This is a genomic window from Actinomadura sp. 3N407, assembly GCF_052245875.1.
Taxonomy (GTDB): domain Bacteria; phylum Actinomycetota; class Actinomycetes; order Streptosporangiales; family Streptosporangiaceae; genus Spirillospora.
This window is the reverse complement of record NZ_JBQQBP010000036.1, coordinates 19,880-42,285: the sequence shown is the minus strand read 5'-3', so window position 1 is coordinate 42,285 and position 22,406 is coordinate 19,880. Positions and strand designations below refer to the sequence as shown.

The window sequence follows — 22,406 nt, the reverse complement described above, 5'->3', positions numbered from 1 at the left end:
GCGCCAACGACGGGCTACCGCCGGTGGTGTTCGAGCAGCAGATCACCGAGAAGAGGAGGGCCACAACAGCCCACTACGCCGGGGCCAAGGTGGCATAACCAGTCTCCACACTTTCAGGGGATTGACAGGAGCGGCAGAACGCGGCCATGGCCAGGAAGCTCAAGCAGACCGAGGCCGCCCTGGACATCATGGGAAAAGGTATCGCGCTCTGTGTGCCACGGACGTCGAATGGGCCATTCCGGTAGGCGGGGTGGGCTCGTGAGGCGTGTAACTGCATGGGAGATGGAGGTTTTGTGGCCCTCCGGAGCCGCCCTGCGGGGGGTGGCTTCAAAGCACCTCAAGCTGCGTTAGTTGAAGCCTGTCGTGGTGAACGTTGAGGAAAAGGCGCACGTGATGCGTCAGCTGGGGATCGGGAAGGTGAGCTCAGCTCTCCGCTGTTGAAGCATCGAAAATGCCAAGCTGGCATCAAAACCGGAATGTAGAGTGTGTTCCGGGATAAGTCTGGCGGATACCCGTTTACTGGCCAGGCGGTGCCCGGTGTGAATGGCGGCACGAGCCCGATCTGCGGCTTCCATGCGGAACGTGGGAGAGCATGCCCCGATACTGCTACCGGCGAGTCCGGGAGCGAGAGGAAGCGTGCACAAGCGGCAGAAACCGTGAGGCGCGGAGTACCGTCGCGGGGGGTGCAGTCGGACCGGCTCGTATTAGCGGTGAAGTCCCTGTAATGGGGGTGGAGTGAAGGGGCCGGACCGTCCAGGTGATGTTCGTTCGAGCAACCGGAGAACTCTGGGAGGGATCGAGTGGGCGAACCACAGCAAGGCGAAAAGTCGTTCAGTATTTCTAAGCGGGAGGTGTGGCAGGCCTATCAGAGGGTTGCGGCCAACAAGGGTGCTCCTGGAGTGGACGGGGTGGCGTTGGAAGCATTCGAGAAGGATCTGAAGAACAATCTGTATCGGATCTGGAACCGGATGGCTTCGGGGTCGTACTTTCCACCTCCGGTGAGGGCGGTGCCGATACCGAAGAAAGACGGAGTCCGGATTCTTGGAGTGCCCACGATCGCGGATAGAATCGCGCAGACCGTGGTGGCCAGAAGGTTGGAGCCTCGCATGGAGAAGATTTTCCATGATGACTCCTACGGCTATCGGGTAGGCAGGTCTGCGGTCGATGCGGTGCGGAAGTGCCGGCAACGCTGCTGGAGATACAACTGGGTGATCGACCTTGATGTCCAGAAGTTCTTCGACAGTTGCCCGCACGACCTGATCGTCAAAGCGGTGGACGCGAATACCGATCAACGCTGGATCGTGCTGTATGTGAAACGGTGGCTGGTAGCGCCGATGCAGCATGCAGACGGCACCCTGGAGGCCAGGGACCGGGGAACCCCGCAGGGTTCGGCGGTCTCACCGTGCCTGGCCAACCTCTTCCTCCATTACGCGTTCGATGCGTGGATGGAACGGGAATTCCCGGCCGTCCCGTTCGAGCGATACGTGGATGACGCGGTGGTGCATTGCTTCAGCGAGCGTCAAGCGCTTGAAGTATGTGAGGCGATCGGGCAGCGGATGGAGCAGGTCGGGCTGAAACTCCACCCCGACAAAACCCGCATTGTGTATTGCGCGGACAGTAACCGGCGAGGCGGGCACGACGCCGTCACGTTCGACTTCCTCGGGTACACATTCGGGCCCCGGAAAGCACTCAACCAGCGGATGGGGAAGATGTTCACCTCGTTCGCCCCGGCCATCAGCCGGGAGAAGCTGACCACCAAGGGGCAAGAAGTTCGGGCATGGCGGCTCCATCTGCGGACAGGCAGCTCTCTGGCCGACCTCGCTGAGCAGATCAATCCGATCGTGCGAGGTTGGATGACGTACTGGGGACACTTCAACAAGTCCCACATGTATGACCTGCTACGGCGCATCAACGCCTATCTGATGCGATGGGCCCGTAAGAAGTACCGGCGGCTTCGCAGCCGGAGGAGACTCCAAGTCTGGTGGGAAAAGCTCGTCGCCAACGAGCCGGATATGTTTGCGCACTGGGCATGGGTCACCGGCAGCGAGTTTGCCTTCGCTGGGCGGTAGGAGCCGTATAAGCCGAGAGGCTTACGTACGGAACTGTGGGAGCCCGGGGGTGCGATTCCCCCGGGCGACCCGACTGGAAACGATGTCCGAGAGCGCGGACACCGAGAATTCGTGACCCGCCGCCGGAACGAAACCCTTTCCCTGCTGGTCGAACATCTGCCGATTCGCATCTCGTGCGCATTGTCGGGTGTGCCGCGCAGTAGTTTCTACCGGCGGCGGAACCCGGTGCCGGAAAACAGTGAGCCGGCAGCGCGGCCGGTGCCGCCGAACGCGCTGAGCGAGAGTGAACAGGCCGGACTGGTCGAGATGCTCAACAGCGACCGGTTCGCCGACAAGGCGCCCCGGCAGGTGTGGGCTGCGCTGCCGGACGAGGGGGTGTACCTGGCGTCGGTGTCGACGATGTACCGTCAGCTTCGCAGGCGTGACCAGGTCCGGGAGCGGCGCGCCCAGGCCCGGCACCAGGCGCGCACCAAGCCGTATCTGGCCGCGCACGCCCCCAATGAGACTTGGAGTTGGGATATCACGAAACTGCCGGGGCCGGGGCCACGGCAGTTCTATGACCTGTATGTGATGCTCGACATCTTCTCCCGCTTCGTCGTGCACTGGGAGGTCCACCTGCGCGAGTCGGGTGAGCTGGCCGAGCAGTTCATGCAGAACTCGTTCGTCGCCAACGGCGGGATCGTGCCCGGCACCGTTCAGTCCGACAACGGGACCTCGATGACCTCCAAACCGGTGACCGAACTACTGGCCGACCTGGACATCATCAAGTCCCACTCCCGCCCGAAGGTAAGCAACGACAACCCCTACAGCGAGGCGCAGTTCAAAACCTTGAAGTACTGCCCGGCGTTCCCGGCCAGGTTCGGCTCGCTCGACGAGGCCGAGACGTTCTGTCACCATTTCTTCGACTACTACAATCACCGGCATTACCACGCCGGGGTCGGGCTCCACACGCCGTTCACCATGCACATCGGCACCGCACAGGCGATCCAGCACAAACGAGCCGCCACGATCGCGGCGTTCCGCGCGGCCAACCCGTTGCGGTTCACCCAGACGCCCACCCTGCCCGAGATTCCTACAGTCGCGCAGATCAACCGAACCGACCAAGACACCACCAACCAGGCCAGCCCTGACCAGGGGAAACACGCCGCCTAGCGATCACTGGCCCCTGTCCCGTTTGACTTGACACCTACCGACCCGACAAAGCCCGCGCACATGGGGAAGGGCGGCAGCGAGATCGCATGGGAGGTGCTGCAATGTCCGGAGAATCCGGGGTGGATGCCCTGGTCGTGTGGCCGTCGGCGCAAGCTGCTGAGCTGCGGGTACGGAAGATGCAGGCCAAGCTGCATCGCTGGGCGGGGGCCGATCGAGGTTTCCGGTTCGACGATGTGTTCAACTTCGTCTGTGACCCGGCCGTTTTGGTGATGGCGTTCGAGCGGGTCGCGGGCAACACCGGAGCCCGGAGCGCAGGCGTCGACGGTATTCGTGCCGCTGACGTGCAGGCGGCCGGGGCGACCGCGCACTTGCACCAGATCCGTTCCGAGTTGAAGGCGGGGGCGTTTCGGCCCTTGCCGGTCCGGGAGCGGATGATCCCCAAGACTGGCGGGAAGCTACGCCGGCTGGGGATTCCGACCGTGACGGATCGGGTGGTGCAGGCTGCGGTGAAGCTGGTCCTGGAGCCGATTTTCGAGGCGGACTTTCGTCCGTGCTCCTATGGGTTCCGGCCGAACCGGCGCGCGCACGACGCGATCGCCGAGCTCGGCGAACGAAACGAGACCGCTTCGGGGACTCCGCAAGGAGGCATACTCTCGCCTCTGCTGGCCAATATCGCGCTCTCGGTGCTCGACGACTTCGCCGCCGAGCAATGGGAGACTGCGATGGCGACCCGGCAAGGCCGCGAACAACGGCGGCGACGGGGCCTTCCGACCTGGCGTTTGGTCCGCTACGCGGACGACTTCGTCATCATGGTCCATGGCGCCCGAGAGCACGTCGAGGAGCTTCGCGGCCAGGTGAGCGGGGTTTTGGCGGAGATGGGTCTGATCCTGTCACCGGCCAAGACCCAGATCGTCCATCTTGCGGATGGGTTCGACTTCCTGGGCTTCCGCATCGTCTGGATGCGTAAGCGGGGAACGGACAAGCGGCATGTCTATACCTTCATCGCCGACAAGCCGGTCGAGTCGTTGAAGCGGAAGATCAAGGCGCTGACCCAGAGGTTGTCGCATCTCGATTTCAAGATCGCGCTGATCCGGATCAATCAGATCCTGCGCGGCTGGGCCAACTACTTCAAACACGCGGTCGCCAAGCACACGATGCAACGCCTGCACACCTTCGTCTGGTGGCGGGTGGTTCGCTGGGTGAGCTGATTCCATCCTCATCGGTCCTGGTGATGGAGGGTGAGGATGGCCTGCACGATGGCGGATAGGCGGCGGGGTGAGCAGCGGGCCTTCCGCAGGATGTGCCATCCCTTGAGCGCGGCGGCGCCTCGCTCGCCCAGGGCGCGGACCGTGGCGTGGTGCCGGTTGAACAACTTCTTGCGTTTCCCCAGCCTTGCGATGCTTCTTGCGCTTGTAGGGAGTGCCGACCGCGCCGCCCGCTCCGACATATCCCTTGTCGGCGTAGCAGGCGATCGCCCGGGCCGTCAGAGCGTCGATGATGCCGTGCTCGCGGGCGGCGGTCAGATCATGGTTGGACCCCGGTAGGGCCGGCGACGCCCAGATCAGTTCGCCGTGCGGGTCGGTGAGGAACTGGACGTTCACGCCATGGCGGCGGTGTTTGCCCGAGTAGTGGAGCCGGTCGCCTGCGCCCGACAGTCGGTCGGTGGCCACCAGCGTGCCGTCCAGGATGACGTACGCCTTGCGCTGGGAGATCCGCATGGCTTGCCGCAGGTCGGGAGCCAGTTCGGCGAGCAGTTCGATCACCTCGGTGACGTAGCGGTGCGCGGTCGCGGCACCGACGCCGAACGCCGCCGCCAGGCCGGCGAAGGTCTCGTTGCGGCGCAGGTGCACCAGGACCAGCAGCGCCTGGCGGCCCGGCGGCAACCGCCGCCACCGTGACCCGACCCGGCCCCGGTGCTTGCGGATCAGATCGGCCCCTCGGCGGCCATCCCGTCGGCGAGCTGCGCCCGGTGCCGGGAGCCGATGAACAACGCGTAGTCGAGGCCCACGGCCAGGCCGACCATCAGCGCCAGGCTCGGGGCGGTGGAGGAGACGGTGGCCAGGTGGGAGGCCAGCATCAGGCCGAGCAGCCCCACAGCGGCGTTCCCCGCTGCTGGTCACGGAGCTGTTCGACCCGGTGCCGGATCTCGGTGTTGCGGTAGAGAAAGTCGAGGGAGACGCCCGCGGTCTTGGCTAGGCCGCGGAAGGTGATGGGGTCGCCCCGGCGGACCATGTCGCGAAGGCCTTGCTCGGCGCGCGCCTTGGCAGCTGCACTCTTGGCCGCGGCTGCGGCCCGGAGGTTGTGGGGGTTGCCTCGGTTCACGATTGCGTCTCCCGGTCGCGGGTGATGGCGTCGGTGCGGGCGGTGACTTTGGCACCGCGGACGGCCTGGATGCTTCCGTCTGCGAGCCGGGTCTGCTCGATCTTGACGATGATCCGGCCGAGCGCGTCCTGTTCCTGCAGGTGTCCGGCCAGCCACACGTTGTCGCAGCTCATCTCCTGCCCGGTGCGGGCCTTGAACGCCTGGCGGCGCTCGTCGATGAGCTGCCCGGTGCGTTGCTGCTGGAGACTCAGCTCGGGTAGGAAACTTGCGTCGGTAGTGAACTTCTCGCAGGTCAGGCAGGCGTTGCCCTTGTCACAGGCCTGCCTGGGCGGAAGCAGGCACCATCCGTTGGGCAGGATCCGGTCGGTGCGTTTGTCCAGCTCCAGCATGTCGTAGAGATCGCGCGGATCGACCTGCAGGTCACGCCCGTCAGCGGTGATCTTTCGGTAGCGCAGGAACTCGCGTTCGTGGGTCTCGGCCAGGGTTTCGGTGTACTCCATCGTCATGGCGGGCGTCAGGTGTCCCATGTAGCGCTGAACGACGTGCAGCGGGACGCCGGCGTTGAGGAGGCTGGTGGCCTTGGTGTGGCGGAAGCGGTGGATCCGGTTGAAGTCGACCATCCGTTCAGCGCTGTCGCGGATGTCGAGTCGTCGTGCGAACTCGTTGAGGAGGGCGTTGACCCGCTCGTAAGGAAACAGTGCTACGGAAACAAGCAGACCGTCGTTGATGGTCACGCCGGCCGGGCCTGCTCGGCGGTGTCCCCGTCGTCGGTCAGCTCCCGCAGCACTTGGACGAGGGCTGCCACGGTCGGCCTGTCCTGTGCCGCGGCTCGCGCGATCACGACGATGTGCCGCTCGAATGTTTCTGCGAGGCCCACGACATCGAACCGTGAGGGACGCAGCCGCGTCATCAGGTCGGTGACCGGGGCTGCGCCGACCCCGGCCTCGACCAGTGCCAGCGAGGCGGCCGTGTCGGTCACCTCGTGGCGCACGTCGGGCTCGACCCCGGCGCGGCGGCACACCGTGCGGATCGCCCGGCCGTAATGGCTTTCTGCGGCCGGCAGGATCCATCCCAGGGACTCCGTATCGGAGAGGCTGATGGGATCCACGCCGGGGAGCGTGCCTGTGGGAACCGCGAGTGAGAACCGTTCCCGATACAGCCGCACCACATGCAACGCCGGATCGCGGGGGATCGGCACATCGGGGTAGTCCAGTCCGAGCGCCAGATCCACCGTGCTGGAGGAGACCGCGTCGTAGACATCGTCGACGTCCATTTCCTTGCTCTGCACGACCAGGCCGGGATGACGGAGGTGAATCCGGCCGAGCGCGAGCGGGAGGATCTCCGCGGCGGCCGTGGCGAACAGGCCGACCTGCAGCATCCCGGAGATCGCCCGGGTGGTCCGTTCCAGCGCCGCGACCGCTTCGGCCTCGATGCCGAGCATCCTCTCGGCATGGCCGGCCAGGGCGAGCCCGGCGTCGGTGAGCTCGACCCGGCGCCCGACCCGCCGCAGCAGCTGAACGCCCGCCGCCCGCTCCAGCGCGCCGAGCTGGTGGGAGACACCGCCCGGGGTGTAGCCGAGCGACTGCGCCACGGCCGTGATCGTGCCGCGCCGCGCCAGCTCCACCAGCGACCGCAGCTGCACACTTGTCCATTCCATATAGAAACTCTAAAAAATAAAGATGACGAATTGTGAATAGACGTCAAATGTTCGCGGATGCACGATGGTGCCTGACGCACCATCGCCCTCCGCCACATGCGTCGGCCCCACGGAAGGGACACCGATGTCCGCCACCCCGGCTCTGCTGCCCGACCGCGCCTCCGTCGTCATCATCGGCGGCGGGGTGATCGGCACCAGCATCGCCTTCCATCTCGCCGAGGCCGGAGTCGGCGATGTGGTGCTGATCGAACGAAACGAGCTCGGCTCCGGCTCGACCTGCAAAGCCGCGGGCGGCGTCCGAGCCCAGTTCTCCGACGAACTGAACATCGAACTCGGCGCCCGCAGCCTCGAGGCATTCACCCGCTTCCGCGAACGCCCGGGGCAGGAGATCGACCTTCACCAGGTCGGGTACCTGTTCCTGTTGTCCACACCCGAGCATGTCGCGGCCTTCGAACGCGACGTCGCGCTGCAGAACGAGCTCGGCGTCACCAGCCGCATGATCGACGTCTCGGAGGCGCGCAGGCTGTCACCGCTGATCGAGACCGAGGGCCTGCTCGCCGCGGCGTTCTCCCCCGAAGACGGTCACTGCGCCCCCGAGTCGGTCGTGCTCGGCTACGCGACGGCGGCCAGAGGGCTCGGCGCCACACTGCGCACGAACACCCAGGTAACCGGCATCCGGACACGGGCGGGCCGGGCCACGGCCGTGGTGACCGACCACGGCGTGATCAGGACCGGCACCGTGGTCTGCGCGGCGGGCGCGTGGTCGCGCTCGATCGGGGAGATGGCCGGTGTGGAGCTGCCCGTGACGCCGGTGCGCCGCCAGGTGATGTTCACCCGGCCGATGCCCGATCTCGCCGCGGAGGTGCCGTTCACCATCGACTTCGCCTCGTCCTTCTACTTCCACCGCGAAGGCGGGGGGCTCCTGCTCGGCATGTCCGACCCGGAGCAGGAGCCGGGATTCCATCTCGGCTACTCCGACGCGTGGCTGCCCAGGCTGAGCCGGGCGGTCGAGACCCGCGCACCGCGGTTGCTCGACGTCGGGCTGTCCCGGGGGTGGGCGGGGCTCTACGAGGTCACCCCCGACCACAACGCTCTCATCGGCCGCGCCGACGAGCCGCCGAACCTCCTCTACGCCACCGGGTTCTCCGGCCACGGATTCCTGCAGGCGCCCGCGGTCGGCGAGGTGATCCGCGACCTCTGCCTCGAACGCGCGCCAGTCCTCGACGTGAGTCCGCTGAGCGTGCGGCGTTTCGCCGGCGGTGGCCGGCCGCGCCCCGAAGCACACATCGTCTGAACACGTCCCCCGAGTCGAGAGGCGAAGCATGAAGACGCTCGGCCAATGGCAGCTTCGCGCGGCCTTCGCCCGCAGGCTGTCGGAGATGTACGGGCGCGAGGTACCCGCGTACGCCACGCTGGTCGACGTCTCGCGGGAGGTCAACGCCGATGTTCTGCTCCGTTCCGGGGCCGCCGCCGAACGCTTCGGCTCCGTCGGCCGGGTCACCGCCGAGCGCCACGGCGCCATCCGCGTCGGCACCCCGGCCGAACTGCACCAGGTCGCCCGGATCTTCGGGGCTCTCGGCATGGAGCCCGTGGGCTTCTACGACCTGCGGGAGGCCGCGTCCAGCGCGGTCCCCGTCGTGTCCACCGCCTTCCGGCCCGTCGCGGCCGAGGAACTGGCCCGCAACCCGTTCCGCGTGTTCACCTCGATGCTGACGCCCGCCGACCCCCGGTTCTTCGATCCCGAACTCCGGCGCAGGCTGGAGAACTTCCTGGCACGGCGGCAGCTGTTCCCACCCGAGTTGCTCGCGCTGGCCGATCGCGCCGAGCGCGACCGAGAGCTGCCCGAAGCGGACGCGGAGCGGTTCCTGCACCTGGCGGTGCGCTCCTTCGAATTGTCGGACGAACCCGTCGACGCGGCCTGGTACGAGACCCTGGAGAGGGTGTCCGCGGTCGCCGCCGACATCGGCGGAGTCCACAGCACCCATGTCAACCACCTGACCCCGCGGGTCCTGGACATCGACGACCTGTACCGGCGGATGACCGCGCGCGGCATCCGGATGATCGACACCATCCAGGGCCCGCCCCGATGGAACGGGCCCGACGTGCTGCTCCGCCAGACGTCCTTCCGCGCCCTGGCCGAACCCCGCCGGATGCGCCGGCCCGACGGAAACGTGTCCACCGGAGCGCTGCGAGTGCGGTTCGGCGAGGTGGAGGCGAGGGGGCTCGCGCTCACCCGGCGCGGGCGCGCCCGCTACGACGCCCTGCTCGACGAGGCGGACCGGCGGGCCCACCCCGACGTCCCCCGTGCCGACACGGTGCGCGCCGTCTGGGAAGAGGGCCTCCCTTCCACCGAACGCGGACTCATCGAGCACGGGCTGGCGTTCTTCACCTACCGCATCTCCGACGAGCGCCCCGCTCAAGGCGAACCTGCGCCGGCGAACATGATGGACCTGCTCCGGCAAGGGTGGATCCGCGCGGAGCCCATCGTCTACGAGGACTTCCTTCCCCGATCGGCCGCCGGCATCTTCCAGTCCAACCTCAGCGGTGAAGGCACCCGGAACGACTCCCGGGAAGCGATCCGGTACGACCTCGACTGGCTGGCCGGCGCGATCGACCGCCATATCCACGACCCGTACGACCTCTACGAGCGGCAGCAGAACGACTCGATCGCCGAAGTCGCCAAAGCCCTGGGCATCGCGGGCGCGCTCGACTGACGTCATCCGGCGGACAAGCCCCGAAAGGAACCTCATGCCAGACACGCCTCTCCCCAGCACCGGCTCGCTCCGCGACCGCGCCCGCACCGCCCTGCGCCGGGTCGGGGTGACCGTCACCGAGGGGGACGGACCCGTCGCACGCACCCCCATCACCGGTGAACACCTGTTCGGCCTCGAAACCGGCACCGCCGCCGGCGAGGCGGACCGGGCCGTCACCGCGGCGGCCGCCGCCTTTCGCGCGTGGTGCACCACCCCGGCACCCGCCCGCGGCGACCTCGTCCGGCGTCTCGGCGACCTGCTCCGCGAGCACAAAGACGACCTCGCCGACCTCATCACCATCGAAGCCGGCAAGATCCGCTCCGAGGCCCGCGGCGAAGTCCAGGAGATGATCGACATCTGCGACTTCGCCGTCGGGCTGTCCCGCCAGCTCTACGGCCGCACCATCGCCTCCGAACGCCCCGGTCACCGGCTCGCCGAGACCTGGCACCCGCTCGGCGTCGTCGGGGTCATCTCCACCTTCAACTTCCCCGCCGCCGTGTGGTCGTGGAACACCGCCATCGCCCTGGTCTGCGGCGACACCGTGGTGTGGAAGCCCTCAGAGCTGACGCCGCTGATCTCCCTGGCGGCCGGCCGGCTGCTGGATCGCGCGGTCGAGGACGCCGGCGCTCCCGCGGACGTGCACCGGCTGCTGCTGGGCGACCGGGTCGCCGGCGAGCGACTGGCCGACGACCCCCGTGTCGCTCTGGTCAGCGCGACCGGCTCCACCCGGATGGGCCGGGAGATCGGTCCGCGCGTCATGGCACGCTTCGGGCGCGTGCTCCTGGAACTCGGCGGCAACAACGCCTCGGTCGTCACCCCGTCCGCTGACCTCGACCTGGCCACGCACGGCATCGTGTTCGCCGCCGCGGGCACCGCCGGCCAGCGATGCACGACCCTGCGCCGCCTCATCGTCCACCGCGACGTCACCGGCGACCTCGTCGACCGGCTCACCGACGCCTATCGCAAGCTGCCCATCGGCGACCCCTTCGCCGACCACACGCTCGTCGGCCCGCTCATCTCCACCGCCGCCCACGACACCATGCGCCAGGCCCTCGACCGGGCGCAGGACGAGGGCGGCGAGCTGCTCGCGGGGGGCCGGCGCCGGCTCGCCGACGCCGCCCCCCACGCCGCCTACGCCGAACCGGCCCTCGTGCGCATGCCCGAACAGACCGGCGTCGTCGGCGCGGAGACGTTCGCGCCGATCCTGTACGTGATGACCTACGACCGCTTCGACGACGCCATCGCCATGCACAACGACGTCCCCCAGGGACTGTCCTCGTCGATCTTCACCCGCGACCAGCAGGAGGCCGAACGGTTCCTCGCCGCCGACGGCTCCGACTGCGGCATCGCCAACGTGAACATCGGCACCTCCGGCGCCGAGATCGGAGGCGCCTTCGGCGGTGAGAAGGAGACCGGCGGCGGACGCGAGTCCGGCTCCGACGCCTGGCGCGCCTACATGCGCCGCGCCACCAACACCATCAACTACTCCGGGAGCCTCGCCCTCGCCCAGAACGTGAGCTTCCTGTAGCGGCGCGGATGCCCGGCCGGTCTCCGGCGCGGCCCGACAAGGGTCAGCGGGAGCTCTCTCCCCACACGTCGGCCAGCGTGTAGCCGCGTGGGAACGGGTCGTCCGGATGGAGGACGTGCTGGTTGATGCCGGTGATCCAGGCGCGTCCCTTGATGGACGGAATCACGGCGTCGCGGCCGCCGACCCGCACGCGTTCGTGCAGCATGCCTTCGAAGGTCGTACCCAGGACGCCCTGATGGATGAACGGGACGCCGAGGGCGAGTTCGCCCCGCGCGTGGAGGCAGGCCATGCGTGCTGAGGTGCCCGTCCCGCACGGTGAGCGGTCGAGTGAGCCTCGCCAGGTCTCCGGCCGGCGGACGTCGAGTTCACCATTGGGGAGGATGACGCTGTTCCGCGCGGACACGCCCGGCTCGTCGGCCGGGCCGTGGAGCATCGCCAGGGATATCCGGTTGAGGTTCGGGTCATCGGGGTGGGACACCGGGATCTGGGCTCTGGCCGCGGCGAGCAGGGCTGTTCCCGCCCTGACGATCTCTGGAGCGTGCTGCGCGCCCAGTTCGATGCCCATCGTCGCGGCCGGCGCCTGAACGAAGAACTGTCCGCCGAAGGCCACGTCGGTGAGCACGGTGCCGTACTCGGGCACCGCGAGGGGGGTGTCCAGGGCGACCGCCCAGGAGGGCACGTTACGGATCGAGACGGCTCGCACCTTGCCGTCGGCGACCGTCGCGGTCGCCTCGACGAGCCCCGCCGCGGTGTCGATCCGGACGAGCGTCTCCGGGCTTCGCGCGGGCAGGCTACCGGTTTCCAGCAGGGCCGTGACCGCGCACATCGTATTGCTTCCGGACATCGGACGGAAGCCGCCGTGCTCAAGGATGATGAGCGCGACGTCGGCCCCGGGTGTGACCGGGGGCAGCACAAGGACCCCGCACATGGCCGGGTGGCCCCTGGGTTCGCGCAGGAGCAGCGTTCTCAGGTCATCGAGGTTCTCGACGCACCACTGCAGCCGCTCGGCCATGGTCGTGCCGCGTACCTGGAGGTCTCCGCCCAGGAGGATGCGGCCGGGCTCGCCTTCGGCATGCACGTCGACCGAGTCGATGACCTGAGTTCTGTCCACGCACCGCCTCCAAGGGTCGGATGGCCGGCTCACGAGGATGTTGCCGTTGCCGTTGCCGTTGCCGTGGCCTCGGCTCTTGACATCCGAGTGTGATGCTCCTTACCTTCGATCCACCGTACATGCAGATCGTCTGACAATCTACATTCCAGTCAGGATCTCAGAGCTGGTCAGCCTCAAGGAAGTGCACCATGACCAAACCCACCAGATACTCCCTGGCGGTCATCGCCGTAGCGGTCATCGCCCTGGTAGGCGGCTACCTCGGCGCGGGACTCCGCGGTGACGGCGGCGCCTCCGCGTCCAGCGGCGGGTCCTGGCAGGAGGAGATCAAGTCCCGTGGCGAGCTTCGCGTCGGGGTCGCGATCGCACCGCCGATGACCGTCCGCAAGGACGGGGTGCTCGGAGGGCCCAACCTGATCCCGCTGCAGCGGCTGGCGGAGGCGCTGGGCGTCAAGTTCACCCCCGTATCGGCCGACTGGGGCAACATCGTGGCCGGCCTGCAGGCGGGACGCTACGACGCTGCGGCCAACCTGGACGCCACACTGGAGCGCGCCAAGGCGATCCAGTTCTCGGCCCCCGTCTACGAGTATCAGGGCGTCTTCGTCGTCAGGGAGAAGTCCTCCTACCGCACCGCAGAACAGATCATCGAATCCGGTGAGGATGTGGCCGTCGCCAAGGGGACCGCTCCCGGGGCGGCGGTCGCCGAGGCAGGCGCCAAGACGCTGGAGCTGACCGACTTCACCAACGCGTTCCAAGCCGTGCAAGCCGATCGGGCGGTGGCCGTCTTCGCCGATCTGCCGACCGCCGAGGCCCAGGTTCAGGAGAATCCGGAATACAAGATCGTCGTACCCGATCCGTCGATCTACGAGGCCGGCACCGGTTACGGGCTGCCCGCCGACATCGACCCGCGCTCACTGCGGCTCGTCAACCTCGCCATCGCCAACGCTCGGATGAGCGGAGAGCTCGAACGGGCGTACGCCGAGGAGAACTACGTCCCCATCGACCAGCTCGGCGACCTCCAGAAGAAGTAAGGGAGCTGACGGACGCATGTCGGACTACGAATTCGACTGGGGCGTGGTGACCGACGCCTGGCCCCATCTGCTCGGCGGGCTGGGCGTCACACTGCAGCTCGCGGGCATCACCATCGTCCTCAGCATGATCCTCGCGGTACCCGTCGCGGTCGCCCGGATGGCCACCGTCGAGATCGTCCGGTGGGCCGCGCAAATCTACATCGAGATCTTCCGGTGCACCCCGATGCTGGTGCAGCTGTTCTGGATCTTCTATGCGCTTCCGGCGCTGACGGGGATCACGATCCCCGGCTTCACGTCGGCGACCATCGCGCTCACCGCGAACCTGACCGCCTTCATGGCCGAGGCCTACCGCAGCGGCTTCCAGGCCGTGCCCGTCGAGCAGATCGAGGCGGGCAAGATGCTGCGCCTGACACGTTTCCGGCAACTGCGCCACATCATCGTGCCGCAGGCGCTCCGGCAGCAGATCCCGGTGATCCTCTCGCTCAACATCTCGATGTTCAAGGACACCGCGCTGGTGTCGACCATCGCCGTCGGCGACCTGATGTTCCAGGCGAGCACGGCGGCGACGGAGTCCTACCGCGCGCTCGAACTTTTCACGACGGCGGCGCTGATCTACTTCTGCATCGCCTTCCCGGTGTCACTGCTCACCAGCTACCTCGAACGCCGGGGGCAGCTCGCACGCACCGGGCGCACACCCATGATCAAGCCACGCAGGCCGCAACCGGCGGGAGCCTCCTGATGAACGCAACGTCCGGCATTCCGGCGGGGACGCGGCGCCCGGCCGGCACGGCCGCCCAGGCGCCACTGGTCTCGGCGCGGAACCTGCGCAAGGAATACCACGGTCAACCGGTTCTAGACGGTGTCGACTTCGACGTCGCCTCCGGTGAGGTCAGCGTCATCATCGGCAAGAGCGGCTCCGGCAAGTCCACCCTGCTGCGGGTCATCGCCGGTCTCGAAGATCCCGAAGACGGCGATGTCACCATCGATTCGAAGCCGGTCCGTTCAGGTGGCGCCCGGACCGCCGAGTGGGACCACGGCGCCGCCATGGTCGGCATGGTGTTCCAGAGCTACACGCTCTGGCCGCACATGAACGTCCTGGAGAACCTCGTCCTCGCGCCGCGCAAGGTCCTCGGGCTGTCGGCGAACGAGGCACGGGAGCGAGCCGAGGCCGCGCTCGCCGAGGTCGGCATGGCGCACCACATCACCAGCAGGTCGACCCAGCTATCCGGTGGTGAACGCCAGCGGGTGGCCATAGCCCGGGCGCTCATGATGCGCCCCCGGGTGCTGCTGTGCGACGAGATCACCTCGGCGCTCGACCCGCCCGTGGCCGCCGAGGTCCTGGGGGTGCTCGCCCGGCTGAAGCAGGAGGAGGGACTCGCGGTCGTGCTGGTCACGCATGACATGGCGTTCGCGTCAAAGGCGGCCGATCGCGTCGTGTTCTTCTCACGCGGCCGCATCGCGGTCGACGCCACTCCGGAGGAGGCCTTCCACCACTGCGAGAACCCGGAGCTCAAAGCCTTCGTCGACGCGGTGCGGTTCGGCTGAACCGCGCCCCCGCGCCCGGCACACGGAAATCAAGGACGCACAGAGATCAAGGAGACGACTCCGCATGTCTGACAGGGACCCGCTCACCGGCATTCTGGTGGCCCTGGTCACCCCGTTCACGCCCGACGCCTCGAAGATCGATGGCGACGCGCTGCACCGGCACGTCCGCCGGCTGATCGACGCCGGAGTGCACGGCCTGGTGCCGGGCGGCAGCACGGGCGAGTTCACCGCGTTGACGCTCGCCGAGCGCAAGCAGCTCACCGAGGTCTGTGTCGAGGCCGCCGAGGGGCGGGTCCCGGTCATCGCCGGCACCGGCGCCCTGTCCACAGCCGACGCCGTCGAACTGGGCGCTCATGCGGCCGAGGTCGGCGCCACGGCGCTCATGGTGGTGCCCCCGTTCTATGACGCGCCTGACCTGCCGCAGGTGCGCGCCTACCTCAAGGCCGTGCACGACGCCTCGGGGTTGCCCATCGTCTACTACAACATTCCGGCCGCGACGGGCGTGAACCTCACGGCCGGCCAGATCGCGGAACTCGGAGACGTCGAAGGGGTGCGGTACCTCAAGGACACCTCCGGGGACGCCGTCGCCCTCGGGGAACTGCTTCAGGCCCACTCCGGCCGCATCACGGCGTTCAACGGATGGGACACACTTACCTTCTTCGGGCTCGTCAGCGGCGCCACGGGGGCGGTGTGGGGCGCCACCAACGTCATTCCCGAGCTGTCGATGCGGCTGTGGGACGCCGTCGCGGTGCGCGGTGATCTGGCGGAGGGACGCCGACTGTGGGAGAAGATCTGGCCCATCTGCAGCTTCCTGGAGGCCCACAACTACGCCGCGGCGGTGAAGACGGGCATGGAACTGACCGGGTACCCCGCGGGACCGGTCCGCGAGCCGTTCAGCCTGCTCGATGACGGCGCACGCGCGGAGTTCGCTGGGCTGCTCGGCGCCGCGGGTGTGCTGTAACGACCGTCCTGCACCGTCGGTTCAAGGGAGGAGTCGCGTGAGAATCGTCGTCGTCGGCGCCGGTGTCATCGGACTGGCATGTGCGTACGAGCTGCTGCAGGACGGGCACGAGATCACCGTCGTCGACAGCGGGCTCGCCGGAGCCGCCGCCTCGCACGGCAACGCGGCCAAGATCGCCATCGCCGAGACCGGCCCCGTCCCGGCGCCCGGCATGGTGGTTCAGGCGCTCAGGTGGATGCTGCGAGCCGACACTCCCCTGTACGTCAGGCCGTCGCTGTCGCCGGGCTTCATCCGGTTCCTGGTGCAGATGGCCCGCCACTGCACGGAGGACGAGTTCCGCGCCGGCTTGGATCTGCACCTGCGGCTGGCGTCTACCGCCAACGAATTGCTCGACGAGTGGCAGGCGGCGGGCCTGGAATTCGAGATGCATCGCCGAGGCGTCCTGCTTGCCCACGAGAATGCCGGGCATTTCCAGGATCACCTGCGCTACCAGGACGTCTTCGCCGCGTACGGCGCGGAACCCGAGGTGCTGGACGCCGACGGAGTCCACCGGGTGGAGCCCGCGCTGTCGGACCGCGTCCAGCATGGCCTGTTCTACCCGCGGGATCGTCAGATCGAGCCCGACTCGCTGACATCGGCTCTGGCGGCGCACGTGCGCAAGCTCGGCGGGGAGGTCCGCGAGAACACCAGGGTGTGGAAGTTCGATCGCGGGGCGGCAGGAATCGGCGGCGTCCTGACGGCCCGCGAGCGGCTGCCGTGCGACGCTGTCGTCCTCGCCGCCGGGGTCTGGAGCGGGCCGCTCTCAAGGCTGCTGGGCACGCCCCTGCCCATTCATCCCGGCAAGGGCTACAGCCTGGACTACACCCCTCCTCCCCTCACCTTGAGGACCTCCCTGACGCTCGAAGACGCTCGCGTCGCCGTCACACCGCTCAATGGAATGGTGCGGCTGGCCGGAACCATGGAGTTCTCCGGTTTCGACAAGCGGGTCAGGGTCAGGAGGGTCGAGGCGATCAAGCGTGCGGCGGCGGAGGCGTTCCGTGACTGGGATCCCGCGGCGCCGCATCGGGCCGCGTGGGCGGGCATGCGGCCCATGACCCCGGACGGTCTGCCGATCGTGGGACGGCTCGCCGACGACGGCAACGTCTGGGTCGCCTCCGGACACGGAATGCTCGGCCTGACCCTGGCCCCTGGCACCGCGCATACGATCCGGCGGTTGGTCAGAGGGGACACCGCCGAAGAGCTCCAGACGAGCCCCGGGCGTTTCCGGCGGGCTCGGCGACGCCCGCGGCGCTGAAACGGCGGCCGGCGGGCATCGAGGTATCTGCGACACTCACTGGTGAATAACAGAAGGGGGCGTTGAATGACAACCGGGCGGGAGCGGGAACCGGCGCTGACCCCAGTCAACAATGCCACGAGGCGCGAAGTCGTCGTCGACGCCATCCGCCGTGCGCTGCTGTCGGGTGAACTCGCCCCCGGGCAGCGCGTCAAGGAAGCCCCTCTCGCCGCGGCGCTGGGGGTCAGCCGGCCGACCATACGGGAAGCGATTCACCAGCTGATCCACGAGGGCTCCCTCGTACAGGAGCCCTACAAGGGCATCCGCGTCGCGAAGCCGAGCCCCGAGGACCTCCTCGACGTCGCGGACGTCCGCGTCTCGCTGGAAACCCTGGCCGCCCTCCAGCTGGCGAAACATCGGGACGGGAAGGGCATGGCGGCATTGCGCCAAGCCCTGCAGGCGCACCTCGACGCGATCGACGCCGACGACCTCGTCAAGATCGACATCACCCATCTGGAGTTCCACCGCACCCTGTGGGAAGGCGCGGAGAACCAGATGCTCACGCGCATCTGGCCCCTCGTGGAATCCCAGATCCGGATGGCCATGTCGCTCGACCAGGCGACCCGCGCCGACATCGCACGAGACGCCGAGCTGCACGTACGGCTCGTCGAGGTGATCGCCTCCGGCGAGGAGGAGCGGATCGTCACCGAGGTTCGCGAGCACATCGCCAGAAGCGCCGAAGAGGTCGTCAAGCTCATCGGGTTCCGCTCCGGTTCGAACTGACGCCTCCGCCACCTCGTCCTCTTCCGGAAACCAACGCATCGTGCCGCGATGACTCCTGCCCAGCGCAGCCCATCGGCGGCCGCCACCCCCCCCCGTACCAGGAGTGACCCATGCCCGAATGGACGAAGACGAGCAACTACATCGATGGAGTACGCCGAGCCGGGAGCGGCCCCGAAGTCCCGGTCGTCGATCCGTCGACCGGTGACGTCATCTGGACCTACCGTGCCGACACGCCGGACACCGTCGACTCCGCCATCGGCGCCGCGGCCCGCGCGTTCCCCGAATGGTCCCGGGCCACGCCGGCCGAACGCTCGGCGGTGCTGCACGCACTCGCCGCGGAACTCGGCGCCGTCGCCGAAGACCTCGCCCAGGCCGAGACCGCACAGACCGGAAAGCCGATCCGGCTCAGCCGCGAGTTCGATGTTCCCGGATCCATCGACAACGTCTCGTTCTTCGCCGGAGCCGCCCGGCACCTTGAGGGCAGGGCGGCCGGTGAATACTCCGGGTACCACACCTCGATGATCCGGCGGGAACCGATCGGCGTCGTCGGTTCCATCGCCCCGTGGAACTACCCCCTCCAGATGGCCGTGTGGAAGGTGATGCCGGCGATCGCGGCGGGCAACACCATCGTCCTCAAGGCCGCGGAGAACACGCCGATCACCACGCTGATGCTCGCCGAAGCCTGCGCCCGGGCCGGGGTGCCGGCGGGCGTCGTCAACATGGTGAACGGCACCGGCCCCGTGACGGGGGAGGCCCTGGTCACCAGCCCGAAGATCAGCATGACCTCCTTCACCGGATCCACCGCGGTCGGCCGGCGCATCGCGGGCCTGGCCGCCCGGAACGGGACACGGCTGCACCTGGAGCTGGGCGGCAAGGCCCCCTTCGTGGTCTTCGACGACGCCGACCTCGACGCCGCCGTCCGCGGCGCGGCCGCGGCCGCCCTGATCAACACCGGGCAGGACTGCACCGCGGCGACGCGCGCCTACGTCCACCACACCCTCTTCGACGATTTCGTGGCGGGCGTCGCCGCGCTCATGCGGCGCCTGCGTCTCGGCGCGCCCGCCGAACGGGGTACCGACCAGGGCCCGTTGGTGTCGTTCCAGCAGCGTGACCGGGTCGCCGCGATGGTGGCACGTGCCCTGCGGGACGGCGCCCAGGCCGTCACCGGCGCCCGCGCGCCCGGCGGTGAGCTGGTGGCCGGCGCGTACTACGAGCCCACCCTTCTCGTCGGCGCGGACCAGCGCAGCGAGATCGTCCAGGACGAGGTGTTCGGCCCCGTTCTCGTCGCCCTGCCGTTCGACACCGACGACGAGGCCATCCGGCTGGCCAACGATGTGCCGTTCGGACTGGCCGCGTCCGCGTGGACCCGGGACGTGTACAGGGCGCAGGCCGCCGCGCGCTCGCTCGCGGCCGGCACGGTCTGGATCAACGACCACATTCCGATCATCTCGGAGATGCCGCACGGCGGCATGAAGGCATCCGGCTACGGCAAGGACATGTCGGCCTACTCCTTCGACGAGTACACACAGATCAAACACGTGATGTCCGACATCACCGGAGCGGCGGCCAAACCGTGGCACAGCACCGTTCACCTGAGCGTGGAGGACCCGGCAGAATGAAGATCTTGCTCGTCGGCGCGACCGGCGCCATCGGCGGCGCGGTGCACGCAGCCCTGTCGGACCGCGGCCATGACGTCATCGCGGCGCACCGCGGGTCACGCGAATGGCCCGTCGACATTTCCGATCCGGCCCAGATCGACGACATCGTCCACAAGGCCGGCGTCCTGGACGCCGTCGCGTGCACCGCCGGTTCGACACCGTTCGGTCCATGGCGTCAGATGGACCGCGACGCCTGGAAGTCCGGGATCAACAGCAAGCTCCTCGGACAGGTCGAACTGGTGCGGCAGGCCGCGGACCACGTGCGCACCGGCGGCTCGTTCACCCTCATCACCGGAATTCTCGCGCGCGAGCCCATCCGCACAGGGAGCGTCGCTTCGGCCGTCAACGGCGCCCTCGAGGCCTGGGTGCGCGCCACCGCCGCCGAGCTGTGGGGCGAGCAGCGCATCAACGCGGTGAGCCCGACCGTGCTCACCGAATCGCTGGGCAAGTACGGCGAAGCATTCCCCGGCTTCCCGTCCGTTCCCGCCGCCGACGTCGGCCGGGCATTCGTCCGGTCGGTCGAGGGAACCGACACGGGCCGGATCTACGCGATCTGACACGACAATTCGTCCGCCGTCCGTGCACTGCCCGGGATGGGTCCGCCGCCATTTCGGACCTGCCGCTGGCGTGGGGAACTGGAGGCGGGCGTTCAGCGCGATGCTCATGTCGAGCCTGGCGTCGGGGTCGACTACGTCGCCGCCGTACATCTCCTGGAGGCGGCGGATGCGGTAGCGCACGCTCTGCGGGTGCACGTGCACCCGCTCATCGCCGGAAGGGACGTTGAACGGCCACCACCGGAATGGGGATCGATGGCGGCCGGCTCCGTCGCCGTAACCGGGCGGGGGACGAACCGCGAACCGCCCCATGGCAGTCGGCACATAATCGCCCGCCTCCTGATGCGGAAGGCGCCTTGCCGGACGGCTGGTCCTCCGCGACGGCGTTCTTACGAACCTGTGACGTGGGCGTGATATGCGTTCTGATCGCGCGTCGCGTGGGTCACTGTGATCGCACCACTCCCACCCCGCTCGGGAGCGGAACAGGAGGACTCATGCGTAAGCACAAGCCCCAGCATCGGCCTCGGCGCCGTGTGGTGCCCCTCGTCTTGGCGGTGGGCATCGTCTCGGCCTCGGCCACGACGCCCGCCCTCGCCGGCACGCCCGGCGCGCAGGCACCCCCGTCGATCACCTGCCCGTCCGTGGCGGGCAAGCTGCCCCGGGTGCCGCCGCAGGCCAAAGCCGAGGTGGATCGCAACCTCGCGCGGCTGGATGTCCAGGTCGCCGAGGCGAACCGGAGGATGAGAGCCTCGGTGGGCCAGGGCGGCCCGGACTTCGTCCGCAACGCCGTCCTCGGCCCGCTCCAGGCCAAGCGGGCCGCGACCATCGATCGCATCGCCGGCGCCATCGGCCGCGTCGCCGTCCGGCCCGCCGGCCTGGACGCTCTGGCCGCGTGCTCCCTCACCGGCCAGACGGGAAACGGCGGCCGGCAGGCCGCCGGGCTCACCGCCGCGGACTTCGTCGACATCCGCAAGGTCGCGCCGAATCTCCGGGCGCCGCGCAGGACGGCGAACGCGTCGGTCGGCAGCTTCGCCTCGCGCTGCGGCCGTAACGTCCGGGGCCAGTTCAACTCCGACAACGTCATCTCCGCTCCGGGAGTCAGCAACGGCGCCCACCACGTCCACGACTACGTCGGCAACACCTCCACCACCGGCCAGTCCACCGATCAGAGCCTGGCCGCAGCCGGAACAACGTGCACCAACGGGGACAAGTCGACGCACTACTGGCCCGTGCTGCGCCTGCGCAACGGCAGCATCGAGCGCGACGCCGACGCCCCCGGCGGCGGCGTGGACGGCAACGTCGGGAAGATCCTCACACCCGCGAGCGTCTCCCTGCGGATGTCGGGCAGCCCGGTCGCCAAGGTGACCGCGATGCCGCGGTTCCTGCGGATCATCACCGGGGACGCCAAGGCGTTCACCAACGGCGGCGCCAGGGCCAACGCCTCCTGGACCTGCACCGGGTTCGAGAGCCGCCGCCTCGCCGACAAGTACCCGCTGTGCCCGGCCGGGACCAGGGTCGTGCGGATCCTGCAGTTCGAGAGCTGCTGGGACGGCGTCAACACCGACAGCTCCGACCACCGCAGTCACGTCGCCTTCCCCAATGCCCACGGCGCCTGCCCCACCGGGATGAAAGCGATCCCCGCTCTGGAACAGCGGATCACCTACAACGTGCCGCGCGGCGTGGCCTACGCGCTGGACACCTTCCCCGAGCAGGTCCACAAACCCATCACCGACCATGGCGACTTCATCAACGTCATGCCCGACGCCCTGATGCGCACCGCCGTGAAGTGCATCAACACCGGCCGCCGCTGCGGCTGACCACGCAAGCCGTCCCCCTGGCCAGGCCCCGTGCCGCCAGGGGGACAGCACGTGCATACCACTGACCGTCCGCCCGGACGACCCGACGCACGTCACGAGCGGGGTGGATGTTCAACGCGTCGCGGCACCCCGTGGGGGTATTCCCTCAGGGGCTCTTCCAAGATTGTCGTGGTGACGGATGGTGCTCACGCGAGG

The 22,406-nt window shown here is 68.4% G+C and carries 20 protein-coding genes and 2 pseudogenes; 15 read left to right on the top strand and 7 right to left on the bottom strand.

Going from position 1 to position 22,406, the window contains the following annotated elements; genetic code table 11:
* The first annotated feature begins 800 nt into the window (after window positions 1–800).
* The 3 genes from ltrA (at window position 801) to ACTWPP_RS43180 (ending at window position 4,429) form a co-directional block, all read left to right on the top strand.
* Complete coding sequence (ltrA, locus tag ACTWPP_RS43190) at window positions 801–2,069, top strand: group II intron reverse transcriptase/maturase (protein WP_443110282.1); 1,269 nt, start codon at window positions 801–803, stop codon at window positions 2,067–2,069.
* 111 nt (window positions 2,070–2,180) lie between these two features.
* The gene (locus tag ACTWPP_RS43185; RefSeq protein WP_443110281.1) at window positions 2,181–3,221 is read left to right on the top strand and encodes a transposase; all 1,041 of its coding nucleotides are present in this window, start codon (window positions 2,181–2,183) and stop codon (window positions 3,219–3,221) included.
* Window positions 3,222–3,322: 101 nt separating this feature from the next.
* Entirely contained in the window at window positions 3,323–4,429 is a 1,107-nt protein-coding gene (locus ACTWPP_RS43180) for a reverse transcriptase domain-containing protein (RefSeq protein ID WP_443110280.1), read from the top strand.
* Window positions 4,430–4,437: 8 nt separating this feature from the next.
* Here ACTWPP_RS43180 and ACTWPP_RS43175 read toward each other — a convergent pair.
* The 5 genes and pseudogenes from ACTWPP_RS43175 to ACTWPP_RS43155 form a co-directional block, all read right to left on the bottom strand.
* Window positions 4,438–5,149, bottom strand: a pseudogene (locus ACTWPP_RS43175) (transposase family protein).
* Window positions 5,146–5,316, bottom strand: a complete 171-nt coding sequence (locus tag ACTWPP_RS43170; protein WP_443110284.1) for an MMPL family transporter — start codon at window positions 5,314–5,316, stop codon at window positions 5,146–5,148. The pseudogene ACTWPP_RS43175 and the gene ACTWPP_RS43170 overlap by 4 nt, the downstream one beginning before the upstream one ends.
* Window positions 5,298–5,543, bottom strand: coding sequence for a DUF6262 family protein (locus ACTWPP_RS43165; RefSeq protein WP_443110279.1), 246 nt, complete (start codon window positions 5,541–5,543; stop codon window positions 5,298–5,300). Before ACTWPP_RS43165 ends, ACTWPP_RS43170 begins: the two co-directional genes overlap by 19 nt.
* Window positions 5,540–6,277: a tyrosine-type recombinase/integrase gene (locus tag ACTWPP_RS43160; RefSeq protein ID WP_443110278.1), complete on the bottom strand. Its 738-nt coding sequence runs from the start codon at window positions 6,275–6,277 to the stop codon at window positions 5,540–5,542. Before ACTWPP_RS43160 ends, ACTWPP_RS43165 begins: the two co-directional genes overlap by 4 nt.
* Window positions 6,274–7,200 (bottom strand): LysR family transcriptional regulator, encoded by a 927-nt coding sequence (locus ACTWPP_RS43155; protein WP_443110277.1) that lies wholly within the window; start codon window positions 7,198–7,200, stop codon window positions 6,274–6,276. Before ACTWPP_RS43155 ends, ACTWPP_RS43160 begins: the two co-directional genes overlap by 4 nt.
* Before the next feature lie 124 nt (window positions 7,201–7,324).
* On the opposite strand from ACTWPP_RS43155, the gene ACTWPP_RS43150 reads away from it, so the two are divergent.
* The 3 genes from ACTWPP_RS43150 to amaB are packed head-to-tail and all read left to right on the top strand — an operon-like array spanning window position 7,325 to window position 11,481.
* Complete coding sequence (locus ACTWPP_RS43150; protein ID WP_443110276.1) at window positions 7,325–8,494, top strand: NAD(P)/FAD-dependent oxidoreductase; 1,170 nt, start codon at window positions 7,325–7,327, stop codon at window positions 8,492–8,494.
* Window positions 8,495–8,522: 28 nt separating this feature from the next.
* Window positions 8,523–9,914: a 2-oxoadipate dioxygenase/decarboxylase gene (gene hglS / locus ACTWPP_RS43145; protein ID WP_443110275.1), complete on the top strand. Its 1,392-nt coding sequence runs from the start codon at window positions 8,523–8,525 to the stop codon at window positions 9,912–9,914.
* Window positions 9,915–9,948: 34 nt separating this feature from the next.
* The gene (gene amaB, locus ACTWPP_RS43140; protein ID WP_443110274.1) at window positions 9,949–11,481 is read left to right on the top strand and encodes an L-piperidine-6-carboxylate dehydrogenase; all 1,533 of its coding nucleotides are present in this window, start codon (window positions 9,949–9,951) and stop codon (window positions 11,479–11,481) included.
* Window positions 11,482–11,524: 43 nt separating this feature from the next.
* On the opposite strand, the gene ACTWPP_RS43135 is transcribed toward amaB, so the two are convergent.
* A complete protein-coding gene (locus tag ACTWPP_RS43135; protein WP_443110273.1) occupies window positions 11,525–12,592 on the bottom strand; it encodes a proline racemase family protein in 1,068 nt (355 codons plus the stop codon).
* Window positions 12,593–12,780: 188 nt separating this feature from the next.
* Here ACTWPP_RS43135 and ACTWPP_RS43130 point away from each other — a divergent pair, with 188 nt between their 5' ends.
* The 8 genes from ACTWPP_RS43130 (at window position 12,781) to ACTWPP_RS43095 (ending at window position 20,397) form a co-directional block, all read left to right on the top strand.
* On the top strand, window positions 12,781–13,620 hold the full coding sequence (locus ACTWPP_RS43130; protein ID WP_443110272.1) for a substrate-binding periplasmic protein: 840 nt from the start codon (window positions 12,781–12,783) through the stop codon (window positions 13,618–13,620).
* Between the two features lie 16 nt (window positions 13,621–13,636).
* The gene (locus tag ACTWPP_RS43125) at window positions 13,637–14,359 is read left to right on the top strand and encodes an amino acid ABC transporter permease (RefSeq protein WP_443110271.1); all 723 of its coding nucleotides are present in this window, start codon (window positions 13,637–13,639) and stop codon (window positions 14,357–14,359) included.
* Window positions 14,359–15,165, top strand: a complete 807-nt coding sequence (locus tag ACTWPP_RS43120; protein WP_443110270.1) for an amino acid ABC transporter ATP-binding protein — start codon at window positions 14,359–14,361, stop codon at window positions 15,163–15,165. Before ACTWPP_RS43125 ends, ACTWPP_RS43120 begins: the two co-directional genes overlap by 1 nt.
* Before the next feature lie 64 nt (window positions 15,166–15,229).
* Window positions 15,230–16,126, top strand: a complete 897-nt coding sequence (locus tag ACTWPP_RS43115; protein ID WP_443110269.1) for a dihydrodipicolinate synthase family protein — start codon at window positions 15,230–15,232, stop codon at window positions 16,124–16,126.
* 37 nt (window positions 16,127–16,163) lie between these two features.
* Window positions 16,164–17,420, top strand: coding sequence for an NAD(P)/FAD-dependent oxidoreductase (locus ACTWPP_RS43110; RefSeq protein WP_443110268.1), 1,257 nt, complete (start codon window positions 16,164–16,166; stop codon window positions 17,418–17,420).
* A gap of 66 nt (window positions 17,421–17,486) precedes the next feature.
* A complete protein-coding gene (locus ACTWPP_RS43105; protein ID WP_443110267.1) occupies window positions 17,487–18,182 on the top strand; it encodes a GntR family transcriptional regulator in 696 nt (231 codons plus the stop codon).
* A 110-nt stretch (window positions 18,183–18,292) separates the two neighbouring features.
* Window positions 18,293–19,801 (top strand): gamma-aminobutyraldehyde dehydrogenase, encoded by a 1,509-nt coding sequence (locus ACTWPP_RS43100; RefSeq protein WP_443110266.1) that lies wholly within the window; start codon window positions 18,293–18,295, stop codon window positions 19,799–19,801.
* Window positions 19,798–20,397 carry a short chain dehydrogenase gene (locus ACTWPP_RS43095; RefSeq protein ID WP_443110265.1) on the top strand — a complete coding sequence of 200 codons (600 nt, stop codon included), beginning with the start codon at window positions 19,798–19,800 and terminating at the stop codon, window positions 20,395–20,397. The genes ACTWPP_RS43100 and ACTWPP_RS43095 overlap by 4 nt, the downstream gene beginning before the upstream one ends.
* A 99-nt stretch (window positions 20,398–20,496) precedes the next feature.
* Here the strand turns inward: ACTWPP_RS43095 and ACTWPP_RS43090 are convergent.
* Window positions 20,497–20,706: pseudogene (locus ACTWPP_RS43090) on the bottom strand (helix-turn-helix domain-containing protein); the annotation flags it as partial.
* A gap of 182 nt (window positions 20,707–20,888) precedes the next feature.
* Between ACTWPP_RS43090 and ACTWPP_RS43085 the strand changes: the two are divergent.
* Window positions 20,889–22,211, top strand: a complete 1,323-nt coding sequence (locus tag ACTWPP_RS43085; RefSeq protein ID WP_443110264.1) for a DUF1996 domain-containing protein — start codon at window positions 20,889–20,891, stop codon at window positions 22,209–22,211.
* The last annotated feature ends 195 nt before the right edge of the window (window positions 22,212–22,406 follow it).

What these genes read in the sequence shown, in the direction of transcription:
- ACTWPP_RS43180 (WP_443110280.1), top strand. Translation starts at nt 3,323, where the DNA reads ATGTCCGGAGAATCCGGGGTGGATGCCCTGGTCGTGTGGCCGTCGGCG.
- ACTWPP_RS43085 (WP_443110264.1), top strand. Translation starts at nt 20,889, where the DNA reads ATGCGTAAGCACAAGCCCCAGCATCGGCCTCGGCGCCGTGTGGTGCCC.
- ACTWPP_RS43100 (WP_443110266.1), top strand. Translation starts at nt 18,293, where the DNA reads ATGCCCGAATGGACGAAGACGAGCAACTACATCGATGGAGTACGCCGA.
- ACTWPP_RS43125 (WP_443110271.1), top strand. Translation starts at nt 13,637, where the DNA reads ATGTCGGACTACGAATTCGACTGGGGCGTGGTGACCGACGCCTGGCCC.
- ACTWPP_RS43120 (WP_443110270.1), top strand. Translation starts at nt 14,359, where the DNA reads ATGAACGCAACGTCCGGCATTCCGGCGGGGACGCGGCGCCCGGCCGGC.
- ACTWPP_RS43105 (WP_443110267.1), top strand. Translation starts at nt 17,487, where the DNA reads ATGACAACCGGGCGGGAGCGGGAACCGGCGCTGACCCCAGTCAACAAT.
- ACTWPP_RS43115 (WP_443110269.1), top strand. Translation starts at nt 15,230, where the DNA reads ATGTCTGACAGGGACCCGCTCACCGGCATTCTGGTGGCCCTGGTCACC.
- ACTWPP_RS43095 (WP_443110265.1), top strand. Translation starts at nt 19,798, where the DNA reads ATGAAGATCTTGCTCGTCGGCGCGACCGGCGCCATCGGCGGCGCGGTG.
- hglS (WP_443110275.1), top strand. Translation starts at nt 8,523, where the DNA reads ATGAAGACGCTCGGCCAATGGCAGCTTCGCGCGGCCTTCGCCCGCAGG.
- ACTWPP_RS43130 (WP_443110272.1), top strand. Translation starts at nt 12,781, where the DNA reads ATGACCAAACCCACCAGATACTCCCTGGCGGTCATCGCCGTAGCGGTC.
- ACTWPP_RS43155 (WP_443110277.1), bottom strand. Translation starts at nt 7,200, where the DNA reads ATGGAATGGACAAGTGTGCAGCTGCGGTCGCTGGTGGAGCTGGCGCGG.
- ACTWPP_RS43150 (WP_443110276.1), top strand. Translation starts at nt 7,325, where the DNA reads ATGTCCGCCACCCCGGCTCTGCTGCCCGACCGCGCCTCCGTCGTCATC.
- amaB (WP_443110274.1), top strand. Translation starts at nt 9,949, where the DNA reads ATGCCAGACACGCCTCTCCCCAGCACCGGCTCGCTCCGCGACCGCGCC.